Genomic DNA, 18,675 nt, shown 5'->3' with positions numbered 1-18,675 from the left:
GCCATGGTACCCGCCTGAACCAATGTAGACCAATTGTGTCCGGCAAAACTCCATCCGGCAGCCTCTCGACAGTGGGAACGATCGGGTCATACAGTTGCGGTCGTCACATTGGTTCGTTTGGTTCAGATTGGTTCAACCCTGTGAAGCTGGTGACCTTCCGCCCCGCGGACTCCGCCGGGACCGAACGGCGCGTAGGCGTCGTTGACAGCGAGCGCCGGATCGTCCATGACGCGACCGTCGTGCTCCCGCCCGGCACCGGGATGCTGGAGCTGATCGAGGGGTGGGAGGAGCTGGGTCCGGTGCTGCGGGACGCGGCCGGTGACCAGCCCACCCTGTCCCTGGACTCGGTGGAGTTGCTGGCGCCGATCCCCGTTCCCCGTCGCGATCTGTTCTGCGTCGGCAAGAACTACCGCGACCACGCGGTCGAGTTCGGACGCAGCGGCTACGACACCCCCGCCCGTTCCGAGGACCTGCCGGACAAGCCGATCATCTTCAGCAAGGCGACGACGTCGGTCACCGGCCCCGGCGCCGACATCGATCCGCATGCCGGGGTGACCGCGGAACTCGACTACGAGGGCGAACTCTGTGTGATCATCGGCCGTGGCGGACGGGGCATCTCCCGGGAGCGGGCGTTCGACCACGTGTGGGGCTACACGATCGTCAACGACGTGACGGCTCGCGACCTGCAACGCGACCACAAGCAGTGGCTGCTGGGCAAGTCGCTGGACACCCACTGTCCCATGGGCCCCTACGCGGTCACCGCGGACGAGATCACCGACGTGACCGCCCTGCGGGTCGAGACCACGGTCAACGGCGAGCCGCGGCAGAGCGCTCCGGTCAAGGACCTGATCTTCGACGTCCCGGAGCTGATCGCCACGATCTCGGCCGGCATCACCCTGCTGCCCGGCGACCTGATCGCCACTGGCACCCCGGCCGGGGTGGGCATCGGCTTCGACCCGCCCAGGTTCCTGGCCACCGGCGACGTGGTCGAGGTGACGATCACCGGGCTGGGCACGCTGCGCAACCGCGTCGGCTGAGAAATGACGAGCAGAGAGGCGAACGTGAACATCAACGGCAGGACACTGGCGGTCGAGGTCGACGGGCAGGGCCCGCCGGTCCTCATGGTCCACGGCCTGGGCGGCACCTCGAACTTCTACCAGGTGCAGGCGGACGCCCTGGCCGAGCGTTTCCAGGTCATCCGCGTCGACTCGGCGGGGGCGGGACGCTCGCCCCTCGCCGCGGACATCAGCATCGAAAGCCACGCCGACGACCTGGCCGCGGTCCTCGACGAACTGGACGTGCCCTCGGCCGCCGTCGTCGGGCACTCGATGGGGACTCTGGTGGTCCGCGTGCTGGCCGCCCGCCATCCCGGAAAGGTCTCCGCGTTGGTGCTGCTCGGCGCCGTGAGGGTGCCGAACGAGGCGGCACGGCAGGCCCAGCGCGACCGCGCGGCCGTACTGCGCGAGCGGGGCACGGCCGCGGTGGCGCCCGGTGTCGTCGCCAACGCCCTGTCCGACCAGACCCGCCGCGACCGTCCCGAGGTCGCCGCCTTCGTCCGCGAGCTCGTCATGCGCCAGGACCCCGAGGGCTACGCGCGCAACTGCGAGGCCCTGGCGGCGGCCACCGACCCGGGCCCGATCGACCCCGCGCTGCCGCTGCTGCTGGTCACCGGCGACCAGGACAAGGTGGGGCCGCCGGAGGCCAGCCGGGAACTCGCCGACGTCCACGGCAAGGCCACGGTGGAGCTCCTGCCCGGTGTCGGCCACTGGACGGCCCTGGAGGCCGCCCGCCCCACGACCGACCACCTCCTGAACTTCCTCTAGAACCACCTGCGGCACCAGGGCCTGGTGCCGTCACCGTCAGGAGCATTGCCATGCCCATCCCACCCCACAGGACCCTCTTCCGCGACGTCCGGATCCTCGACTCCACCGGTGCGGACCCCTACCCCGGCGACGTGCTCATCGACGGTGACCGCATCGCCGCCGTGGGCACGGTCGACCCCGCGCACGCCGCGGGCGCCCGGGTGATCGAGGGCCGCGGCCGCACCCTGATGTCCGGGCTGTGCGACGCGCACACCCATTTCAGCTGGAACAACAGCGCGGACCTGGACGGCCTGGGCACCCTGCCGGTCGAGGAGCACCTGCTGTTCTGCATCGAGTCCGCCCGCACCTACATCGACTCCGGCTACACGATGTGCGTGGGCGCCGCCTCCGCCAAGGACCGCCTGGACGTGGTGTGCCGCGACGCGATCAACGCCGGCCGCATCCCCGGCCCGAGGTACCTGGCCAACGGCCCGGAGATCGCCGTCACCGGCGGCGCGCTGGTCAAGTCGATCACCAAGTTCGCCGACGGTCCCGAGGGCATGCGCAAGGTCGTCCGCGAGCTGATCGATCTGGGCGTCGACCAGATCAAGCTGTCTATGACCGGTGAGGAGATCACCGGCTCACAGCGCGCCGAGGACACCTACTTCTCCGACGAGGAGGTCGCCGCCGCCGTCGCCGAGGCCCACCGTCGCGGCAGGCGCGTCTGCGCCCACGCGCGCAGCGCCGAGAGCGTCAAGATGTGCGTGCGCCACCACGTCGACATCATCTACCACGCCAGCTTCACCGACGAAGAGGGCATGGACATGCTGGAGGCCAACAAGGACTGGGTGTTCGTCGCCCCCGGCATCAACTGGCTGATCGCCACCCTCTACGAGGCGGAGTCGTTCGGATTCCCGCAGGAGGCCGCCGAGGCCGTCGGCTACAAACGCGAACTGGAGATCGCCACCGAGGGGCTGCGCGAGATGCACCGCCGCGGCATCCGCATCCTGCCCGGCGGTGACTACGGCTTCGCCTGGACACCGCACGGCACCTACGCCCGGGACCTGCAGCACTTCGTCGAACGCCTCGGCTTCACCCCGATGGAGGCGATCCTGTCGGCCACCGCGCTGGGCGGCGAGATCATGATGCGCCCCCACGAGCTGGGCAAGGTCCAGCCCGGCTATCTCGCCGACGTGATCGTGGTGGACGGCGATCCGCTCGCCGACATCACCGTCCTGCAGGACCAGGACAAGCTGCACTACATCATGAAGGACGGGCGCTTCCACAAGGAGCGGCAACCGGCCGACGCCTGACAGCCACCGACCGCAGGGCACCGGCGGGTCGCGCCGGTGCCCTGCTCATCCGCCATCTGGAACCCCGATGCCCCTGCTGATCTGCCGAACCTGTCCCCGCTACGACGTCCACGCCACGGGCGACTTCGGCCGCGAGCTCAACGCCGCCATCGCCCGCCACCGCCAAGGCGGCACCCTCCTCGTGAGGAACGTCGCCTGCCTGTCGGCCGTGAACCGCGCGCGGTGACCGGGCGGCCGCGCCGCCACAGCCCTGGAGCGGCGCGGCCGTGGTCGTGGCGCTTCCATCTGCGCGGCGCCCGGCTCACGCGGAAATGCGGAACGTCCCCCTGCGCCGGGTGTGTGCGCGGCGGGGGATCAGAGGGTGATGGCTACTTTGCCTCGGGCGTGGCCGTGTTCGATGTAGCGCAGGGCCTCGGGGAGGTCGGTGAACGGGTAGGTCCGGTCGATGACGGGTGTCAGCTGTTCCTTCTCCATGAGTTCGGCCAGGAACCGGAGGTCGGTGGAGTTGGGCTTCCAACTGACACTGGTGATGCGCTGGCTGACGAACGGGGAGGCCAGGGCTCCGCGAAGCATCTGCGCCGCCGGTCCGAGCAACCCGCCGCGGGGCGAGGCGATGCCGCCGACGATCACGAGCGTCCCCACGGGAGGTCAGGGGGCGCCGCAGTTGCGCGAGCGACCGGTCGCCCACGATGTCCATGAGCAGGTCGTAGCGCCCTTTCCGTTCGGTGAAGTCCTCGCGGGTGTAGTCGACGACGTCGTCCGCGCCCAGAGAGCGGACCAGTTCGATGTTGCGGGTGCTGCACACGCCGGTGACCTCGGCTCCGAACGTCTTGGCGAGCTGGACGGCGAACGTGCCGATGCCGCCGGAGGCCCCGTTGACGAGGACCCGCTGCCCGGCGGAGACCCTCCCCGCGTCCCGCAGCCCTTGCAGTGCGGTGTGCGCGGCCATCGACACCGACGCCGCCTGTTCGAAGGTGAGGCGAGCGGGCTTGACGGCCAGCCTGTTGTGCGGGACGGCGACGGTCTCGGCGAACGATCCCAGCCGGACCTCGCCGAAGACCTCGTCGCCGGGGCGCAGGCCGGTCACCTCGTCGCCCACCCGCTCGACGACGCCGGCGAGGTCGGCGCCGAGGATAAGGCCCGGTCGCGGCCGCCGCAGGCCGATGCTCAGCCGGACCAGCTTCGGGTGGGCCCGCATGTGGCGCCAGTCGTAGGGGTTGACGGACGCCGCCCGCACCCGCACCAGCACTTCGTCCCGCGCGATGTCGGGCTCGTTGACGTCTCGGAGAGTCAGCACGTCGGGCGGGCCGTAGCGGTCCCAGGTCCAGGCTTTCATGGCGTCTTCCTTTCGGTGGGTGTCCACACCGGGTGAGAGGGGGGTGGGCCGGGATGACCTGAACGCGCTCAGGTGTCCGGCTCTTACGGGCGCTCATCGGCCCCTGTGCCTGGTGTCCGCGTGCCGCTTCCGGGCGGGCCGCTGTCGTACGGTGTAAGGCTGACGTACGTCGTAAGGTTATCGTACGGCGTAAGGGAGTCAAGGGTTGCGGCGTAAAGGGGCTCAGCCGGTGACCAAGGGTGACGGCACGTGCGGCGCGCTCAGGCGCATCGCGGAATCGGTCGCGTCGGTCAGGAACCGGCGGCGCGGCGCCGTTCCAGCCCTTCGAGGATCAGGTCGAGCGCGAACTCGAACTCGAACTGGTCGTCGCAGAAGCCCAGGGTGCCGTCCGGATCGTCGTGGACGGCGTCCGCCAGCATCCCGACGATGTTCGGGAACCGGTCGGCCATCTGCTCCATCATCGCGGCGGCCTCGGCGTTCGAGGTCTGGACGCCGCCGGGCTGGAACAACTCCTGAGTGAACCCGAGGGCGCGGCTGCCTAGGACGTGCAGCGCGTGGTGCGCCAGGTCGCACGAGAACCCGCCCGCCCGAAGGATGGCGACGACGTGGTCGTAGTAGGCGATGACGGCCGGGCTCGTCTCGGTGCGGCTTTCCAGTACCTGCGGGGCCCAGCGGTGGCGCAGGAAGACCTCCCGGGCGGCGAGGATCCGCGCGCGCAGCGCCGCCTGCCAGTCCTCCTCCGGTGACGGAGCCTCGACCTCCTCCACCGCCGCCATGATCTCCCCGAGGATCACCTCGACGATGCCGTCGAAGACGGCCTGCTTGTTGGCGACGTGGTGGTACAGCGACATCGCCTCGACCCCGACCTCCTGCGCCAGCCGGCGCATGGTGAGCGAGTCGAGGCCGTCGCGGTCGGCGAGCTCCACGGCGGCGCGCAGCACCCGCCTCCGGCTCAGCGGAATCCGGGGCTGCTCGGTCAGCTCGTCGGCGTCGGCTCGTGGAGTCATGGATCTTCCTCCCGACGCACTCTACCCGTACACGGTAAGTCTCCCCGGCCCACGCCAGGCGTCGGCCGTTCCGTCAGCCCAGGCGGCAGCCCGCCGGTGGGACGGCCCTCAGTGCAGGGCGCTCACTCGGCCGCCATGGGTCAACCGCTCCAGAGGGACAGGAAATTGATGTCGGCGCGCAGCGGCACGCGTTCCGCGTCCCCGGTAACTTGTCGGTGACCGTTGCGAGGAGCGATCGGATGATCACATCTGGCAGGTGGCCGCTGACATTGGCCGCCGTCGTACTGCTGTCGGCCGCCTGCTCGTCCGATGACGAGCGGCACACGCTCACCCTCGACATCACCGGCGAGGGAAGTGTCAACATCACCTACGTCATCAACGGCCATTCCACGACGGAGCCCAAGGTGGCGCTTCCTTGGCGGAAGGACATCAAACTCACCAAGCAGGGCGAGGACACCTGGAGCGTTGCCATACGACGCCAGGACGACGGCCCGGTGAGCGCCGTGGCCTACGTCGACGGCCGGCCCTTCACCCGCGCCGAAGGCTCGGGCAGCGGCACCAGCAACCTCAGCGGCTCCATACGCTGACGAACCGTGCCGACAATTCCGCGCAGTCACTGACACAGATCGGCTCCGCCCCACCTCAGGTCACTTCGGGCGCAGTGCCGTGATGGGGCCTCCGCCGTAGCGTTTGGTGGCGTCGGCTCGGACGACGACGAGGAGTTCGCCGACCGTGACGGGTTCAAGGGCGCCGCTGTAGAAGAAGATGTCCTGGTCGTCGTTGGTGAGGTCGCCGCCGATCTTCGCTCCGGTCAGGGAGAAGTTCCGGACGCGCAGATGGCGTCCGGTGCTGCTGGACACCGGTGCCTCGATCCGGTCGCCGGTGAGGCGTATCCACTTGATGGCCAGCCGCTTCTGGGGGCGTGACCATTTGCGTCTCCCCGTGGTCGGCGAGTACGCGACGAGGGCGTCGCTGGTGCGGTGGTCGCCGCCTTCGGCCACCAGCAGCAGCGTGTCGCCGTGGACGGCGAATCGCCGCACCGGGCGGAGCCGGAAATCTCCGGGGTGCTCCTCCAGTTCGATCTTCCCGTGCTGGTCGTCGAAGGGGATGGCGGCGCGCGGCCTGCCCGCCTCGTCGAACGTGTGCAGCACCTCGCGTCCGTGTTCGCCGCCCTCGCCGATCTTGACCAGCAGCGGGTGCGCCGACACCAGTTCGGCCGATCGGACCTGGCCTTCGGGTGCGTCGGTCACCGCCGTGCGACGCAGTGGCCGTCCGGTGCGGGGGTCCAGGACCGAGACCGTGAAGCCCCTGGCGCCGCAGCCGGACAGGACCACCGTTCCGCCGGGCCCGTTTCCCACCGCGCGGGGAGTGCAACCGGGCATCGACCGCCGCCAGAGCGGCCTGCCCGTCCGGGGGGCGAACGCCATCACCGTGGCGTCGCCGGCCACGACGGCGGCCCGCGCCGAGATCTCGATGCGGTCGGCCTCCCGGCCCTCGCTCGCGGAGAAGCGCCGGCTGCCCAGGTTCCGTGTCCACAGCGTCCGTCCGGTGCGCAGATCGATCGCGGCGAGCGTGGTGCAGGTGGTCCCGGCCGGGCCGTAGCCGATGAGCCCGACACCGCCGGACGTCGAGCGGCTCATCGCGCACAGTTCCCCGCGGGCGGGCAGTTCGCGGACCCAGTTGCTCGCCTGCTGCTCGACGTCGTAGGCGATGAGCCGGTCGAACCGGGCTCGGACGACCCGCGGCCCGTCGGACCAGACCCCGGCGGCGCGCGTCGTGGCGGGGCGTTCGGACGGCGTCGTCCAGGCGACCTGCAGCAGCCGCCCCCGCCAGGCCCCGAACGCTCGATCGGCGGGCCAGTATCCCAGTGCGAAGGCCAGCAGGGCGGCCGAGCCCGCCGCGATCAGTTGCTTGGCCGACCGGCGCAGCCGGGACCGGACCGTCGCGATGACGAAGATGATGCTGATCAGGAGCAGGAAGTTCAGCCCCAGCGTCATCCAGATGATGGGGACGCTTCCCTGGGAGCAGGCAGGTAGTCCGCCACCGCAGTTCCCTCTCGGCAAGCTCCAATATCTGATGTCGAACGCTGCGGCCCAGCCCAGCACCATGGGCGCCACCAGGCACTGCAAGGCGACCAGTGCCGCAGCGGAAACCCGTTTCCCCACCCGCCCCCCAAGAAGATCGATCAGGGATCCTACGGCGTCGGTGGGCTCACCGGAATACGGGCCCTGGCCGGGGCGCCTGTCAGTGGTGGTGTCGGCGGAGGCCGGGGGAGGGCGGCGGGGCGGGGGTCTGGCCTCGTTCGAGGACGAGGAACTGGCCCATCATCCCCTGGTCCTCGTGGTAGAGCATGTGGCAGTGGAACATGTAGGGCCGGTGCGGGTCGGCGTAGTCGGCGAACCGCATGATGAGCCGCATCCGGGTTCCCGGGGGCAGCAGGACGGTGTCCTTCCAGCCCGACAGGTGCGGGGGCGGGCGCCGGTCGTCGACCGACAACACCTGGAACTGCACGTCGTGGACGTGGAAGCTGTGCAGGGTGCCGTCGCCGCTGCGGACGTCCCAGATCTCGGTGGTGTCCCTGAGCATGTGGGCGTCGATCCGGCCGGGGTCCATCTTCCTGCCGTTGATCTGGTGTTCGGCGAGTTCGAAGGTGCGTGTCCGGACGGCGGTGCGCGGCGGGATCGCGGGGACATCGGCCAGGCGGGCGGGCAGGGAGGTCGCTCCGGAAGCCGACGGACATGGGCTCAGCGGGACTGCCGGACGCCGCGCCGCCACACGTCGCGGATGTCGCGGGTCGCGGTGATGTCGCGGGTGGGGTCGCCCTCCACCAGAACCAGGTCGGCGCGCAGGCCGGGGGCGACGCGCCCGCGGTCGGTCAGGCCGAAGCGGTCGGCGGTGACGCTCGTGCTCGTGGTCAGTGCCTCCAGCGGGGTGAGCCCGGCCCCGGTCAGCAGTTCCAGTTCCCGGTGCAGGCCGTCGCCGTGGCCGGGGGCGAACGGGGTCGCGTCGGTCCCGGTCAGCAACGGCACACCGGCGCGGTGCAGCGCGTCCGCCACCCGCTTGGCGCGCTGGGCGCGTCCGGGGTCGTTCTCGCCGACGACCTCGATGTAGGCGAGCGTGGTGATCACGAAGACGTCCTGTGCGGCGATCCGCTCGATCAGCCGGTCGGCGGCCGGATCGCCCGGCGCGGCGTCGGACCAGACGTGGCCCAGCCCGTCGACGCCCGCGTCCAGGGCGATCGCCGCGTCGGCGGCGGTGGCCACGTGCGCGATGCTGCGGAGCCCGGCGGCGCGGGCCGCCTCGACCAGCGCCGTCGCGGTGTCGCGGCCGAGCGTGGGCACCGGGCTCCAGCCCGTCGAGCCGTCGTCGATCACGATCTTCAGGTAGTCGCTGCCCTCGGCGACGCGCGCCGCGACGAACGCCTCGGCCTCGGCGGCGGAGGAGATCGTGTCGAACGGCCCGACGGCGTCCGGCGCGCCGGGCAGCTGGTCGGCCATCGCGGTCATGACCCCCGTCGGATGGCCGCCGGGCGCGGTGGCCAGCACCCCGGCGCTGCGGAGGTCGGCGACGTCGTCGCGCTCGGCGGCCAGCTTGCGCTGCCGCGCCAGGTTGCCGGGCAGGCAGAACATGTCCAGCTCGGTCGTCACGCCGTACCGCAGGGCGGTGGCCAGGTCGCCGTCGAAGGTGTGGGTGTGGGCGTCGATCAGTCCCGGGAGCAGCGTCCGGCCGATGCCGTCGACCATGACGTCGGCATCGCGGCCGTCCGGCTCGACGATCGTGGCGCCGTCGATGAGGACGTCCGCGCGCTCAAGGACCCGCGTCCCGTCGAACAGGCGCACATCACGGATGAGGGTTCGCATGACGAAACTCCGAATTCGTTACAGAGATGAATTGATCGATCGCGGAGGGTGAGTGAGGGGGGCGCCGCGTACCGGAGTGGAGTGGGTGACGCGGCCGGGCCGGGTCTGTGCGGGGGGGCGTCCTCCGGCTAGCGAGGCTCGGGGACGTAGGTGAGCTTGTCGGGATTGCGGACCACGTCGACCGCGACGACGCGTCCGGCGTCCACGGTGAACGACGCCACCGACAGCACGTCGTCGGGAGCCCGCAGGACCAGCCCCGCCGCGCCGTTGACGGTGGCGAACCGCATGTCGATCTCCGAGCCGCGGGTGAAGGACAGCAGCAGGCGCGCGACCGGTTCGGCGCCGCGCACCTCGTGCGGCACGGCTCTGACCTTGCCGCCGCCGTCGCCCCGGCACACCACGTCCGGCGCCAGCAACGCCACCAGCCCGTCCAGGTCACCGCGCCGGCACGCGGCGGCGAACGCGGAGACCAGCGCCCGCTGCTCGGCGGGGGAGGGCGGGAAACGCGGACGGCCCTCGGCGACGTGCCGGCGGGCGCGCGAGGCCAGCTGCCGGACGGCGACCGGCGACCGGCCGACCACCTCCGCCACCTCGTCGAAGGTCATGCCGAACACGTCGTGCAGCAGGAACGCCGCGCGCTCGGCGGGCGACAGGCTCTCCAGCACCAGCAGCAGGGCCGTGCTGACCGACTCGTCCAGCGTGACCCGGTCGGCCGGGTCCGCCTCGTGCTCCCCGACCAGCGGTTCGGGCAGCCAGGTCCCGACATAGCGTTCCCGCCGGGCCCGGGCGCTGCCGAGCGCGTCGAGCGCCAGCCGCCCGACCGTCCTGACCAGCCAGCCCTGCAGGTCGCGGATCTCCTCAGGGTCGTCCAGGGCGCGCAGCCGGAGCCACGCCTCCTGCACGCAGTCCTCCGCCTCGGCCACCGATCCCAACGTGGCGTAGGCGATGCGCCGCAGCCGCGGACGTTCGGCCTCGAAGGCCCGGACGAGCTCCTCGCGCGTCATGCTCCCGCCCCGCGGACGTTCCCGCAGGGGGCGATGACCCGCCCCTCCGACGACCTGCTTCCGACGATCACAGCCGCTCTCATGCCCGAAGGACGACACAGCCCCTCGAAGTGTGACATTCCCTCGGTCCGGGTGCGGCGAGCAGCCCGCCGATCGCCCGGTCGGTCCGAGCGCGCTAGCGGGTATCACCCATATATTGACCGTCGTTTGGCGCTGCTCGGAGGGATGCATGGGCGACCGGTTGGAGAGGCGTAGGGAGCGGCGTCGGACCGACCTGCTGGCTCTCGCGCGGGAACAGGGTGAGCCGGACACGCGGGCCATGTGGCTGTTGCCGTATGCGCAGCGCCGGCCGCATCGGGAGCATCCGCTGTTCAGGGGGCACTGGAAGAACGACCTGCCGGACCTGGGCTGGCGGCACCTGTCCATGTCACAGGGAATCCAGATCCAAGTGCAGCACCCTTTCGGTGGCTTCACATATCGGCACCAGATGAAGTGGCAGGTCCCGTACACGTTCTTCCGGCGCTGCCGCCCTTCTTCCGAATGGTTCCCCCCGATCTTCCAAGAGCGGCTGCCGGCGTTGTGCGATCTGTACGTGGCTTCCTATGAGAGGCCCGATGCGTCATGGGGCGCCGACTTGCACATGCGTCTGCCCGCGGAGCCCGAGCCCGACGCCCCCGAACCGATGCTGGAGCCTCGCGAGCGTGCGGGCCTCGCAAGCGACGAGCCGTGGGCGGCAGAGGTGGTGGAGGCGGTCCACGTGGCGGCGGAGGAGGACGATTTTCGGCGGTGGCAGCAGGCCGCGATCGCGTATCTCACCGAGATCGACGAAGTGGTCCGGCAGCTCGGCGACGCCTGGACCGAGTACGGGCACCGCATCTCCCCGTCGCCCCGGCGTACCCCCAGGCGGTTCGCGCGATGGCAGGCGGCGCTGACGGACGGGTACGACCGTCTCCTGCGCGCGTCCGAGCAGTACCGGCCGATCCACGACGAGGTGCGCGCGCAGGCAGAGCAGACCGCGAGAACCTATCCGCGGATCAGCGCGCACTTCGCCGGGCTGTTCACCTGGCAGCAGCGGAAGCTGTGGTACCTGGCGCCCGCCGGATCGGACGAGTTCCGCGTCACCCGCTCGGACGTGGCGGCGCCGGCCGAGACCGCCACGTCGGTCAGCCGTCTCAAGGACGTCATCGAGGAGGCGCGGGACAAGCGCCTCGATCTGCACCTGGTGGACTGGGACGAAGATTCGGTCCGTCTCGCCGATCGTGAACTGGCCGATATGGCCGCGCGACTGCCGCCGCCCTCCGGGACCACTCCGGCGGGACGTCCCATGGCCCCTGAGTTCCCGCAGTCGTTCCTGGCCATGGTCGACGACTGGTTCGGTCCCGTGGTGGAGCGCCTGCGCGACCGTCAGGAGCTTGAGCGCGAGCGCGCGCAGCGCGCCCAATGGCAGGCCGAGCGGGCCGCGGAGAAGTCCCGCCGGACGTCGGGATACCACGGCGGCAGCTACCCCACCGACCCCGGTGGCGGCGACTACGGGGGCGGCGACTTCGGATCCTTCGGCGGGTTCGGCGTCCACACATGACGCCCCGGCCCGGCGTCAGGTCGTCGCCGGGGCGGCTCGGGGAGAGGTCCGGCGGGCTCGCGAGGTATCCGTCGGCCGACCTTGAAGGCGAGCACGTCGGTGCCGCTCGCCGCGTCGACCGCTTGCAGGGGGCGGCGTCCAGGTAGAGGAACCCTGTGGCGGAGTGTTCGGGCTGGCCCCACCCCGCTTGGGGAGTCTGCTCCCTGGGGCGGCGGGCGGGCGCTGCCTAGATTCGGAGGTATGAACGGACGTAGGCGGATGAAGGTCGTGATCGCGATGCTGGTCGCCGTGTTGGCGGCAGGGGTGCTGCCGCCGCCGCCCAACCCCGCCAACGCGCTGACCGGTCACCGGCACGAGGGCCGGTGACCGGTCGCGGGATCACGCTGTCGGGATCACTTCGCCAGGTCGACCGCGCGGGCGGGCGCCACGGTGAGCGCGTCGGCGTCCTCGGCGCGGTCGACGACCACCTCGTCGCCGTCGCGGACCTCGCCCGACAGCAGGGCGCGGGCCAGCTGGTCGCCGATGGCCGACTGGACCAGGCGGCGCAGCGGGCGGGCGCCGTACTGCGGGTCGAAGCCGGTCAGGGCCAGCCACTCGCGGGCCGCCTCGGTGACGGTGAGCGTCAGGCGGCGGTCGGCCAGGCGCCGGCGGAGCCGGTCGATCTGCAGGTCGACGATGCCGGTCAGCTCCTCGGTGGACAGCGAGTCGAACACGATCACCTCGTCCAGCCGGTTGAGGAACTCGGGCTTGAACGCGGCCCGGACGGTCTCCATGACGGCCGAGCGCTTGGCGGTGTCCGACAGGTCGGCGTCCATCAGGAACTGCGACCCCAGGTTGGACGTCAGGATCAGGATCGTGTTGCGGAAGTCGACCGTGTGGCCCTGCCCGTCGGTCAGGCGGCCGTCGTCCAGCACCTGCAGCAGGATGTCGAAGACCTCGGGGTGGGCCTTCTCCACCTCGTCCAGCAGGACCACCGAGTACGGGCGGCGCCGCACGGCCTCGGTGAGCTGGCCGCCCTCCTCGTAGCCGACGTAGCCGGGCGGGGCGCCGACCAGGCGCGCCACGCTGTGCTTCTCGGAGTACTCGCTCATGTCGATGCGGGTCAGCGCCCGCTCGTCGTCGAACAGGAACTCCGCGAGGGCCTTGGCCAGCTCGGTCTTGCCGACGCCGGTCGGGCCGAGGAACAGGAACGAGCCGGTCGGACGGTCCGGGTCGGAGATGCCGGTGCGGGCGCGGCGCACCGCGTCGGAGACGGCGCGCACGGCGGCCTTCTGGCCCACCAGGCGCCGGCCGATCTCGTCCTCCATGCGCAGGAGCTTGGCGGTCTCGCCTTCGAGGAGACGGCCCGCGGGGATGCCGGTCCAGGACGCCACGACCTCGGCGACGTCGTCGGGGCCGACCTCCTCCTTGACCATCGCCTCGCGGGTCTCGGCCTGCTCGGAGGCCTCCTGGAGCTGCTTCTCCAGCGCGGGGATCTCGCCGTACATCAGGCGGGCGGAGGTCTCCAGGTCGCCGTCGCGCTGGGCGCGTTCGGCCTCGCCGCGCAGCTGGTCGATGCGCTCCTTGATCTCGCCGACCCGGTTCAGCCCGGCCTTCTCCCGGTCCCAGCGGGCGTTGAGGGCGTTGAGCTGCTCCTGCCTGTCGGCCAGATCCTTGCGCAGCCGCTCCAGCCGCGCCCGGGACGCCTCGTCGGTCTCCTTGGCGAGGGCCAGCTCCTCCATGCGCAGCCGGTCGACGGCGCGCTGCAGCTCGTCGATCTCGACGGGACGCGAGTCGATCTCCATGCGCAGCCGGGACGCGGCCTCGTCCACCAGGTCGATCGCCTTGTCCGGCAGGAAACGCGCGGTGATGTAGCGGTCGGACAGCGACGCGGCCGCGACCAGCGCCGAGTCGTTGATCTGCACCTTGTGGTGCGCCTCGTAGCGGCCCTTGAGCCCGCGCAGGATCGCGACGGTGTCCTCGACCGTCGGCTCGCCCACGTAGACCTGCTGGAACCGGCGCTCCAGCGCGGCGTCCTTCTCGATCCGCTCGCGGTACTCGTCCAGCGTGGTCGCGCCGATCATGCGCAGCTCGCCGCGGGCCAGCATCGGCTTGAGCATGTTGCCCGCGTCCATCGCGCCCTCGGCGGCGCCCGCGCCGACCACGGTGTGCAGCTCGTCGATGAACGTGATGATCCGGCCCTCGCTGGCCTTGATCTCGTTCAGGACGGCCTTGAGGCGTTCCTCGAACTCGCCCCGGTACTTGGCGCCCGCGACCATCGCGCCGAGGTCCAGCGCGACGAGCTGCTTGTTGCGCAGCGACTCGGGGACGTCCCCGGCCACGATCCGCTGCGCCAGGCCCTCCACGACGGCGGTCTTGCCGACGCCGGGCTCGCCGATCAGCACCGGGTTGTTCTTGGTGCGCCGCGACAGCACCTGCACCACGCGGCGGATCTCGGTGTCGCGGCCGATCACCGGGTCGAGCCGGCCCTCGCGGGCCCGCGCGGTCAGGTCGACGCCGTACTTCTCCAGCGCCTGGTAGGTCTCCTCGGGGTTCTCGCTGGTGACGCGGGCGTGCCCGCGCACGCGCTCGAACGCCTCCAGCAGCGCCTGCGGCGTGGCCCCGAACTCCTTGAGCAGGTCGGCCACGGCACCGCCGTCGGACGCCAGGCCGACCAGCAGGTGCTCGGTGGAGACGTACTCGTCCTCCAGCCGCCTGGCGTGGTTGGCGGCGGTGTTCATCGCCACGATCAGCTGCCTGGACAGCTGCGGCGACGACACGGTCGCGCCCGCGGCCTTGGGCAGCCGCTCCAGCAGCTCCTCGGCGCGGCGGCGCACCTCCCTCCAGTCGGCGCCGACGGCCTCCAGCAGCGGCACCGCCGTGCCGTCGCTCAGCCCGATCAGCGCCGTGAGCAGGTGCGGCGGCTCCACCTGCGGGTGGCCCTCGGCCGCGGCCCGGCGGACCGCGACCGACACCGCCTCCTGGCTCTTCTGCGTCAGCTTGTAGTCCATGGTGCGTTCAGCTCCCCCTCGGCCCGGACGGGGCCGTCGCTCGGCGGCGCTACTCGGAGCGGCGCTCGTGCCACAGCACCACGCTGGTGCGGCGGATCGGCACGAGGTCGCCACCGGAGGTGCCGCCGGTGTCCCCGCGACGCCGCTGCTGCGCCAGGCGCGCCGCGACGGCGCGGGTCGATTCGAGTTCGTTGCTCAGCTCCTCCAGCGCGGCGCGGGCCGCCGCCAGCTCCTCGCGGAGCCGGACGTTGTCGCGCTGCAGCTCGAGGATGTGCTTGATGCCCGACAGGTTGATGCCCTCCTCCTGGGAGAGCCGCTGGATCTCGCGCAGCTGCACGATGTCGCGCATCGAGTAGCGGCGGCCGCGCCCGGCCGTGCGGCCGGGCGACACCAGCCCCAGCCGGTCGTAGGTGCGCAGCGTCTGCGGGTGCAGGCCGGACAGCTGCGCCGCCACGGAGATCACGTAGACCGGGGTGTCGTCGCCGAACGGGTCCATGGAACGCTCACTCCTCCCTGGCCTGCCGGAGCAGCTCGCCGCGCAGCTCGTCACCGCCGCCCGCGGCGCGCAGCCGTTCCAGCGCCTCGCGCGTCGGGTCGTCGACCTTCTGCGGCACCTGCACCTCCACGGTGACCAGCAGGTCGCCCTTGGTGCCGTCGCGCCGGGTCGCGCCCCGGCCGCGCACCCGGAAGGTGCGGCCGTTGGGGGTGCCCTCCGGCAGGCGCAGCGTCACCGGCTGCCCGCCGAACGTCGGCACCTTGATCTCGGCGCCCAGCGCGGCCTCCGGGAAGGTCACCGGGACCGTCAGGGTCAGGTTGTCGCCGCTGCGGCCGAACACCGGGTGCGGCCGCACCTTGATGTTGACGTACAGGTCGCCGGCCGGGCCGCCGTTCTCGCCGGGCGCCCCCTTGCCCTTGAGCCGGATCTTCTGCCCGTCCTTCACCCCCGCCGGGATACGGGCCTGGATGGTGCGGGTGCCGGTCGCCCGGCCGCTGCCGTGGCAGTTCGGGCACGGGTCGTCCACGACCAGCCCGCGGCCCCGGCACTCCTTGCAGGGCTCCTGGAAGCCGAAGCTGCCCAGGTTGCGGGTCTCCAGGCCGGTGCCCTCACAGGACGGGCACACGCGCGGCACGGTGCCGCTGCGGGCGCCGGTGCCCCGGCAGTTCGGGCACGCCGCCTCGCTGGTCAGCCGCAGCGGCACGGTCGCGCCCGACAGCGACTTGCCGAACGACAGCGTCACCTCGGTCTCGACGTCGGCGCCGCGCCGCGCCCGGCGGGCGCCGGGGCCGGTGGTGGTGCGGGTGCCGCCGCGTCCAAACAGCCCGCCGAACAGGTCGCCGAGCCGCTCGCCGGCGCCACCGCCCGCGCCCCCGGTCTGCCCGAAGAGGTCCCCCAGGTCGAAGCCGAAGCCGCCGCCCTGCTGGCCGCCGCGGAACCCGCCCGGCATCGACCGCAGCGTGTCGTACTCCTTGCGCCGCTTCTCGTCGGACAGGACGTCGTAGGCCTCGGACACCTCCTTGAAGCGGTCCTCGGCGTCGGCGTCGCCCTTGTTGGCGTCCGGGTGGTACTTGCGGGCCAGCTTGCGGTAAGCCTTCTTGATCTCGTCCTGCGAGGCCGTCTTCGAGACACCGAGGACCTTGTAGTAGTCCTTCTCCAGGTAGTCCTTGGTGCTCACGATGCCCCGCTCTCTGCTCGCGCCACGTTCTTCGTTCGTCCTGGACGGTCCCGCCCCGATCATCGTCGCCGAGGCGGGACCGTCGCGGAAGGGGATCTACTCGCCGTCGTCGGACTTGGGCTGTCCGCCGCCCTCGGACGTGCCGCCGTCCTCGGCGGCGGCCGACTCGGGGGCGGGCTCGGCCACCGCGACGCGCGCGGGCCGCAGCACGCGCTCGCCGATCCGGTAGCCGGGCTGCAGCACGTCCACGCAGGTGGTGTCGGTCACGTCGGGCGAATAGGAGTGCATGAGCGCCTCGTGCACCGTCGGGTCGAAGGGCTCGCCCTTCTCCCCGAACTTCTCCAGCCCGAGCTTGCCGACCACGGCCTCCAGCGCCTCGCCGACCGACTTGAACCCGCCGGTCAGCTCCTCGTGCTCGCGGGCGCGGCCGATGTCGTCCAGCACCGGCAGCAGTTCGTTCAGCACGTTGGCCAGGGCCTGCTCGCGCACGGCCAGCCGGTCGCGCTCGACCCGCTTGCGGTAGTTGTCGAACTCGGCCTTCAGCCGCTGCAGGTCGGCGGTGCGTTCGTCGAGCTGGGTCCGGAGCGCCTGCTCGCCGGCCGAGGCTCCCTCGCCGGCCGGTGCCTGCCCCGCGGCGGCCGCCCCCGCGCCGGAGTCCGCGGCGGACTCCGGCGCGGCCTGGGCCTGGCCGCCCTCCCGGACCTTGCCGGTCTCGGGGTCGATGCGGCGCCGGTCACGGATCACCGGGGCCTCGCGCTCCTCGCCCTCGCCCTTGGTGGGAGGGGTCGTCACGCGGCACCACCCTTCGGCTTGTCCTCGTCGACGATCTCGGCGTCGACGACCTCGTCGTCCTGCTGGGCCTGCCCGTCACCGGACGCCCCCGCGCCGGCGTCGGCGCCGGCGGCCGCGCCCTCGCCCGCGGGCTGGTTCTGGGCGTAGATGGCGGCGCCCATCTTCTGGCTGACCTGCGCCAGCTTCTCGGAGCTGGTGCGGATGGCGTCGATGTCGCCGCCCTCCAGGTTCTTCTTGACCTCGGCGACGGCCTCCTCGACCTCCTTCTTGACGTCCTCGGGGATCTTCTCGGAGTTCTCCTTGAGGAACTTCTCGGTCGAGTAGGCCAGGGTCTCGGCCTGGTTGCGGGTCTCGGCCTCCTCCTTGCGCCGACGGTCCTCCTCGGCGTACTGCTCGGCCTCCCGCATCATCCGCTCGATGTCGTCCTTGGGCAGGGCCGAGCCGCCGGTGATGGTCATCGACTGCTGCTTGCCGGTGCCCAGGTCCTTCGCCGAGACGTTGACGATGCCGTTGGCGTCGATGTCGAAGGTGACCTCGATCTGCGGCACGCCGCGCGGCGCGGGCGCGATGCCGGTCAGCTGGAAGGTGCCCAGCTTCTTGTTGTAGGCCGCGATCTCACGCTCGCCCTGGAAGACCTGGATCTCGACGGACGGCTGGTTGTCGTCGGCGGTGGTGAACACCTCCGACCGCTTGGTCGGGATGGTGGTGTTCCGCTCGATGATCTTGGTGAAGATGCCGCCCTTGGTCTCGATGCCCAGGCTCAGCGGCGTGACGTCCAGCAGCAGGACGTCCTTCACCTCGCCCTTGAGCACACCGGCCTGCAGCGACGCGCCCACCGCGACGACCTCGTCGGGGTTGACGCCCTTGTTGGGCTCCTTGCCGCCGGTCAGCTCCTTGACCAGCTCGGTCACGGCCGGCATACGGGTGGAGCCGCCGACCAGGACGACGTGGTCGATGTCGTTGACGCTGATCCCGGCGTCCTTGATCACCTGGTGGAACGGGTTCTTGGTGCGCTCCAGCAGGTCGGCGGTCATGCGCTGGAACTCCGCGCGCGACAGCTTCTCGTCCAGGTGCAGCGGGCCCTCGGCCGATGCGGTGATGTAGGGCAGGTTGATCTGCGTCTCCGAGGAGCTGGAGAGCTCGATCTTGGCCTTCTCGGCCGCCTCGCGCAGCCGCTGCAGCGCCATCTTGTCCTTGGACAGATCGACGCCGTTGGCGTTCTTAAACCGCTCGACCAGCCACTCGACGACCTTGTTGTCCCAGTCGTCGCCGCCCAGGTGGTTGTCACCGCTGGTGGCCTTGACCTCGACCACCCCGTC

At 71.4% G+C, this 18,675-nt stretch carries 18 protein-coding genes and 1 pseudogene; 7 read left to right on the top strand and 12 right to left on the bottom strand.

Annotated elements, in window-relative coordinates; translation table 11 throughout:
- Positions 1-140: 140 nt before the first annotated feature.
- The 4 genes from ABZ801_RS40680 (at position 141) to ABZ801_RS40665 (ending at position 3,341) form a co-directional block, all read left to right on the top strand.
- The gene (locus tag ABZ801_RS40680) at positions 141-1,037 is read left to right on the top strand and encodes a fumarylacetoacetate hydrolase family protein (RefSeq protein WP_360709076.1); all 897 of its coding nucleotides are present in this window, start codon (positions 141-143) and stop codon (positions 1,035-1,037) included.
- Positions 1,038-1,040: 3 nt separating this feature from the next.
- Positions 1,041-1,823, top strand: coding sequence for an alpha/beta hydrolase (locus tag ABZ801_RS40675; protein WP_360709073.1), 783 nt, complete (start codon positions 1,041-1,043; stop codon positions 1,821-1,823).
- Between the two features lie 50 nt (positions 1,824-1,873).
- Positions 1,874-3,115 (top strand): amidohydrolase family protein, encoded by a 1,242-nt coding sequence (locus ABZ801_RS40670; RefSeq protein WP_360709071.1) that lies wholly within the window; start codon positions 1,874-1,876, stop codon positions 3,113-3,115.
- A gap of 67 nt (positions 3,116-3,182) precedes the next feature.
- Entirely contained in the window at positions 3,183-3,341 is a 159-nt protein-coding gene (locus ABZ801_RS40665; RefSeq protein WP_360709068.1) for a hypothetical protein, read from the top strand.
- A gap of 128 nt (positions 3,342-3,469) precedes the next feature.
- Here ABZ801_RS40665 and ABZ801_RS40660 read toward each other — a convergent pair whose 3' ends face one another.
- From ABZ801_RS40660 to ABZ801_RS40650, 3 genes and pseudogenes are all read right to left on the bottom strand, one after another.
- Positions 3,470-3,745, bottom strand: coding sequence for a zinc-binding dehydrogenase (locus ABZ801_RS40660; RefSeq protein WP_360709122.1), 276 nt, complete (start codon positions 3,743-3,745; stop codon positions 3,470-3,472).
- 91 nt (positions 3,746-3,836) lie between these two features.
- A pseudogene (locus ABZ801_RS40655) lies at positions 3,837-4,313 on the bottom strand (NAD(P)-dependent alcohol dehydrogenase); the annotation flags it as partial.
- A 428-nt stretch (positions 4,314-4,741) separates the two neighbouring features.
- On the bottom strand, positions 4,742-5,458 hold the full coding sequence (locus tag ABZ801_RS40650) for a TetR/AcrR family transcriptional regulator C-terminal domain-containing protein (RefSeq protein WP_360709065.1): 717 nt from the start codon (positions 5,456-5,458) through the stop codon (positions 4,742-4,744).
- 239 nt (positions 5,459-5,697) lie between these two features.
- Here ABZ801_RS40650 and ABZ801_RS40645 point away from each other — a divergent pair, with 239 nt between their 5' ends.
- Positions 5,698-6,045, top strand: a complete 348-nt coding sequence (locus ABZ801_RS40645; RefSeq protein ID WP_360709062.1) for a hypothetical protein — start codon at positions 5,698-5,700, stop codon at positions 6,043-6,045.
- Between the two features lie 60 nt (positions 6,046-6,105).
- Here the strand turns inward: ABZ801_RS40645 and ABZ801_RS40640 are convergent, their stop codons facing one another.
- The 4 genes from ABZ801_RS40640 to sigJ all read right to left on the bottom strand — a co-directional run bounded on the left by ABZ801_RS40640 (position 6,106) and on the right by sigJ (position 10,322).
- Complete coding sequence (locus ABZ801_RS40640; protein ID WP_360709059.1) at positions 6,106-7,455, bottom strand: PQQ-binding-like beta-propeller repeat protein; 1,350 nt, start codon at positions 7,453-7,455, stop codon at positions 6,106-6,108.
- Between the two features lie 247 nt (positions 7,456-7,702).
- Positions 7,703-8,233 carry a multicopper oxidase domain-containing protein gene (locus ABZ801_RS40635; protein WP_360709056.1) on the bottom strand — a complete coding sequence of 177 codons (531 nt, stop codon included), beginning with the start codon at positions 8,231-8,233 and terminating at the stop codon, positions 7,703-7,705.
- Positions 8,203-9,318, bottom strand: a complete 1,116-nt coding sequence (locus tag ABZ801_RS40630) for an amidohydrolase family protein (protein WP_360709053.1) — start codon at positions 9,316-9,318, stop codon at positions 8,203-8,205. The genes ABZ801_RS40635 and ABZ801_RS40630 overlap by 31 nt, the downstream gene beginning before the upstream one ends.
- Positions 9,319-9,446: 128 nt before the next feature.
- Positions 9,447-10,322 carry an RNA polymerase sigma factor SigJ gene (sigJ, locus tag ABZ801_RS40625; RefSeq protein ID WP_360709050.1) on the bottom strand — a complete coding sequence of 292 codons (876 nt, stop codon included), beginning with the start codon at positions 10,320-10,322 and terminating at the stop codon, positions 9,447-9,449.
- Positions 10,323-10,551: 229 nt separating this feature from the next.
- Between sigJ and ABZ801_RS40620 the strand changes: the two genes are divergently transcribed.
- Together ABZ801_RS40620 and ABZ801_RS40615 are read left to right on the top strand one after the other, a co-directional pair.
- Positions 10,552-11,901: a hypothetical protein gene (locus ABZ801_RS40620; RefSeq protein WP_360709048.1), complete on the top strand. Its 1,350-nt coding sequence runs from the start codon at positions 10,552-10,554 to the stop codon at positions 11,899-11,901.
- Positions 11,902-12,141: 240 nt separating this feature from the next.
- Complete coding sequence (locus ABZ801_RS40615) at positions 12,142-12,267, top strand: hypothetical protein (RefSeq protein WP_360709045.1); 126 nt, start codon at positions 12,142-12,144, stop codon at positions 12,265-12,267.
- Between the two features lie 26 nt (positions 12,268-12,293).
- On the opposite strand, the gene clpB is transcribed toward ABZ801_RS40615, so the two are convergent.
- The 5 genes from clpB to dnaK all read right to left on the bottom strand — a co-directional run.
- Positions 12,294-14,891 carry an ATP-dependent chaperone ClpB gene (gene clpB / locus ABZ801_RS40610; protein ID WP_344958883.1) on the bottom strand — a complete coding sequence of 866 codons (2,598 nt, stop codon included), beginning with the start codon at positions 14,889-14,891 and terminating at the stop codon, positions 12,294-12,296.
- Positions 14,892-14,940: 49 nt separating this feature from the next.
- On the bottom strand, positions 14,941-15,387 hold the full coding sequence (locus tag ABZ801_RS40605; RefSeq protein WP_344958885.1) for a helix-turn-helix transcriptional regulator: 447 nt from the start codon (positions 15,385-15,387) through the stop codon (positions 14,941-14,943).
- 7 nt (positions 15,388-15,394) lie between these two features.
- Entirely contained in the window at positions 15,395-16,564 is a 1,170-nt protein-coding gene (gene dnaJ, locus ABZ801_RS40600) for a molecular chaperone DnaJ (RefSeq protein WP_360709041.1), read from the bottom strand.
- Positions 16,565-16,660: 96 nt separating this feature from the next.
- Positions 16,661-17,356, bottom strand: a complete 696-nt coding sequence (gene grpE / locus ABZ801_RS40595; protein WP_360709038.1) for a nucleotide exchange factor GrpE — start codon at positions 17,354-17,356, stop codon at positions 16,661-16,663.
- A partial coding sequence (gene dnaK, locus ABZ801_RS40590) for a molecular chaperone DnaK (protein ID WP_360709036.1) occupies positions 17,353-18,675 on the bottom strand: 1,323 nt, incomplete at its 5' end. The genes grpE and dnaK, both read right to left, overlap by 4 nt.

The organism is Actinomadura sp. NPDC047616, assembly GCF_040642915.1.
GTDB classification, from domain to species: domain Bacteria; phylum Actinomycetota; class Actinomycetes; order Streptosporangiales; family Streptosporangiaceae; genus Spirillospora; species Spirillospora miaoliensis.
Note: the sequence above shows the minus strand (reverse complement) of the source record. Positions and strands in the feature narration are given on the sequence as shown.

Bases quoted from the DNA above. Each gene is read 5' to 3' on its own strand.
- ABZ801_RS40675 (WP_360709073.1), top strand. From the start codon at position 1,041: ATGACGAGCAGAGAGGCGAACGTGAACATCAACGGCAGGACACTGGCG.
- ABZ801_RS40670 (WP_360709071.1), top strand. From the start codon at position 1,874: ATGCCCATCCCACCCCACAGGACCCTCTTCCGCGACGTCCGGATCCTC.
- ABZ801_RS40665 (WP_360709068.1), top strand. From the start codon at position 3,183: ATGCCCCTGCTGATCTGCCGAACCTGTCCCCGCTACGACGTCCACGCC.
- ABZ801_RS40650 (WP_360709065.1), bottom strand. From the start codon at position 5,458: ATGACTCCACGAGCCGACGCCGACGAGCTGACCGAGCAGCCCCGGATT.
- ABZ801_RS40645 (WP_360709062.1), top strand. From the start codon at position 5,698: ATGATCACATCTGGCAGGTGGCCGCTGACATTGGCCGCCGTCGTACTG.
- ABZ801_RS40640 (WP_360709059.1), bottom strand. From the start codon at position 7,455: ATGACGCTGGGGCTGAACTTCCTGCTCCTGATCAGCATCATCTTCGTC.
- ABZ801_RS40630 (WP_360709053.1), bottom strand. From the start codon at position 9,318: ATGCGAACCCTCATCCGTGATGTGCGCCTGTTCGACGGGACGCGGGTC.
- sigJ (WP_360709050.1), bottom strand. From the start codon at position 10,322: ATGACGCGCGAGGAGCTCGTCCGGGCCTTCGAGGCCGAACGTCCGCGG.
- ABZ801_RS40620 (WP_360709048.1), top strand. From the start codon at position 10,552: ATGGGCGACCGGTTGGAGAGGCGTAGGGAGCGGCGTCGGACCGACCTG.
- ABZ801_RS40615 (WP_360709045.1), top strand. From the start codon at position 12,142: ATGAACGGACGTAGGCGGATGAAGGTCGTGATCGCGATGCTGGTCGCC.
- clpB (WP_344958883.1), bottom strand. From the start codon at position 14,891: ATGGACTACAAGCTGACGCAGAAGAGCCAGGAGGCGGTGTCGGTCGCG.
- ABZ801_RS40605 (WP_344958885.1), bottom strand. From the start codon at position 15,387: ATGGACCCGTTCGGCGACGACACCCCGGTCTACGTGATCTCCGTGGCG.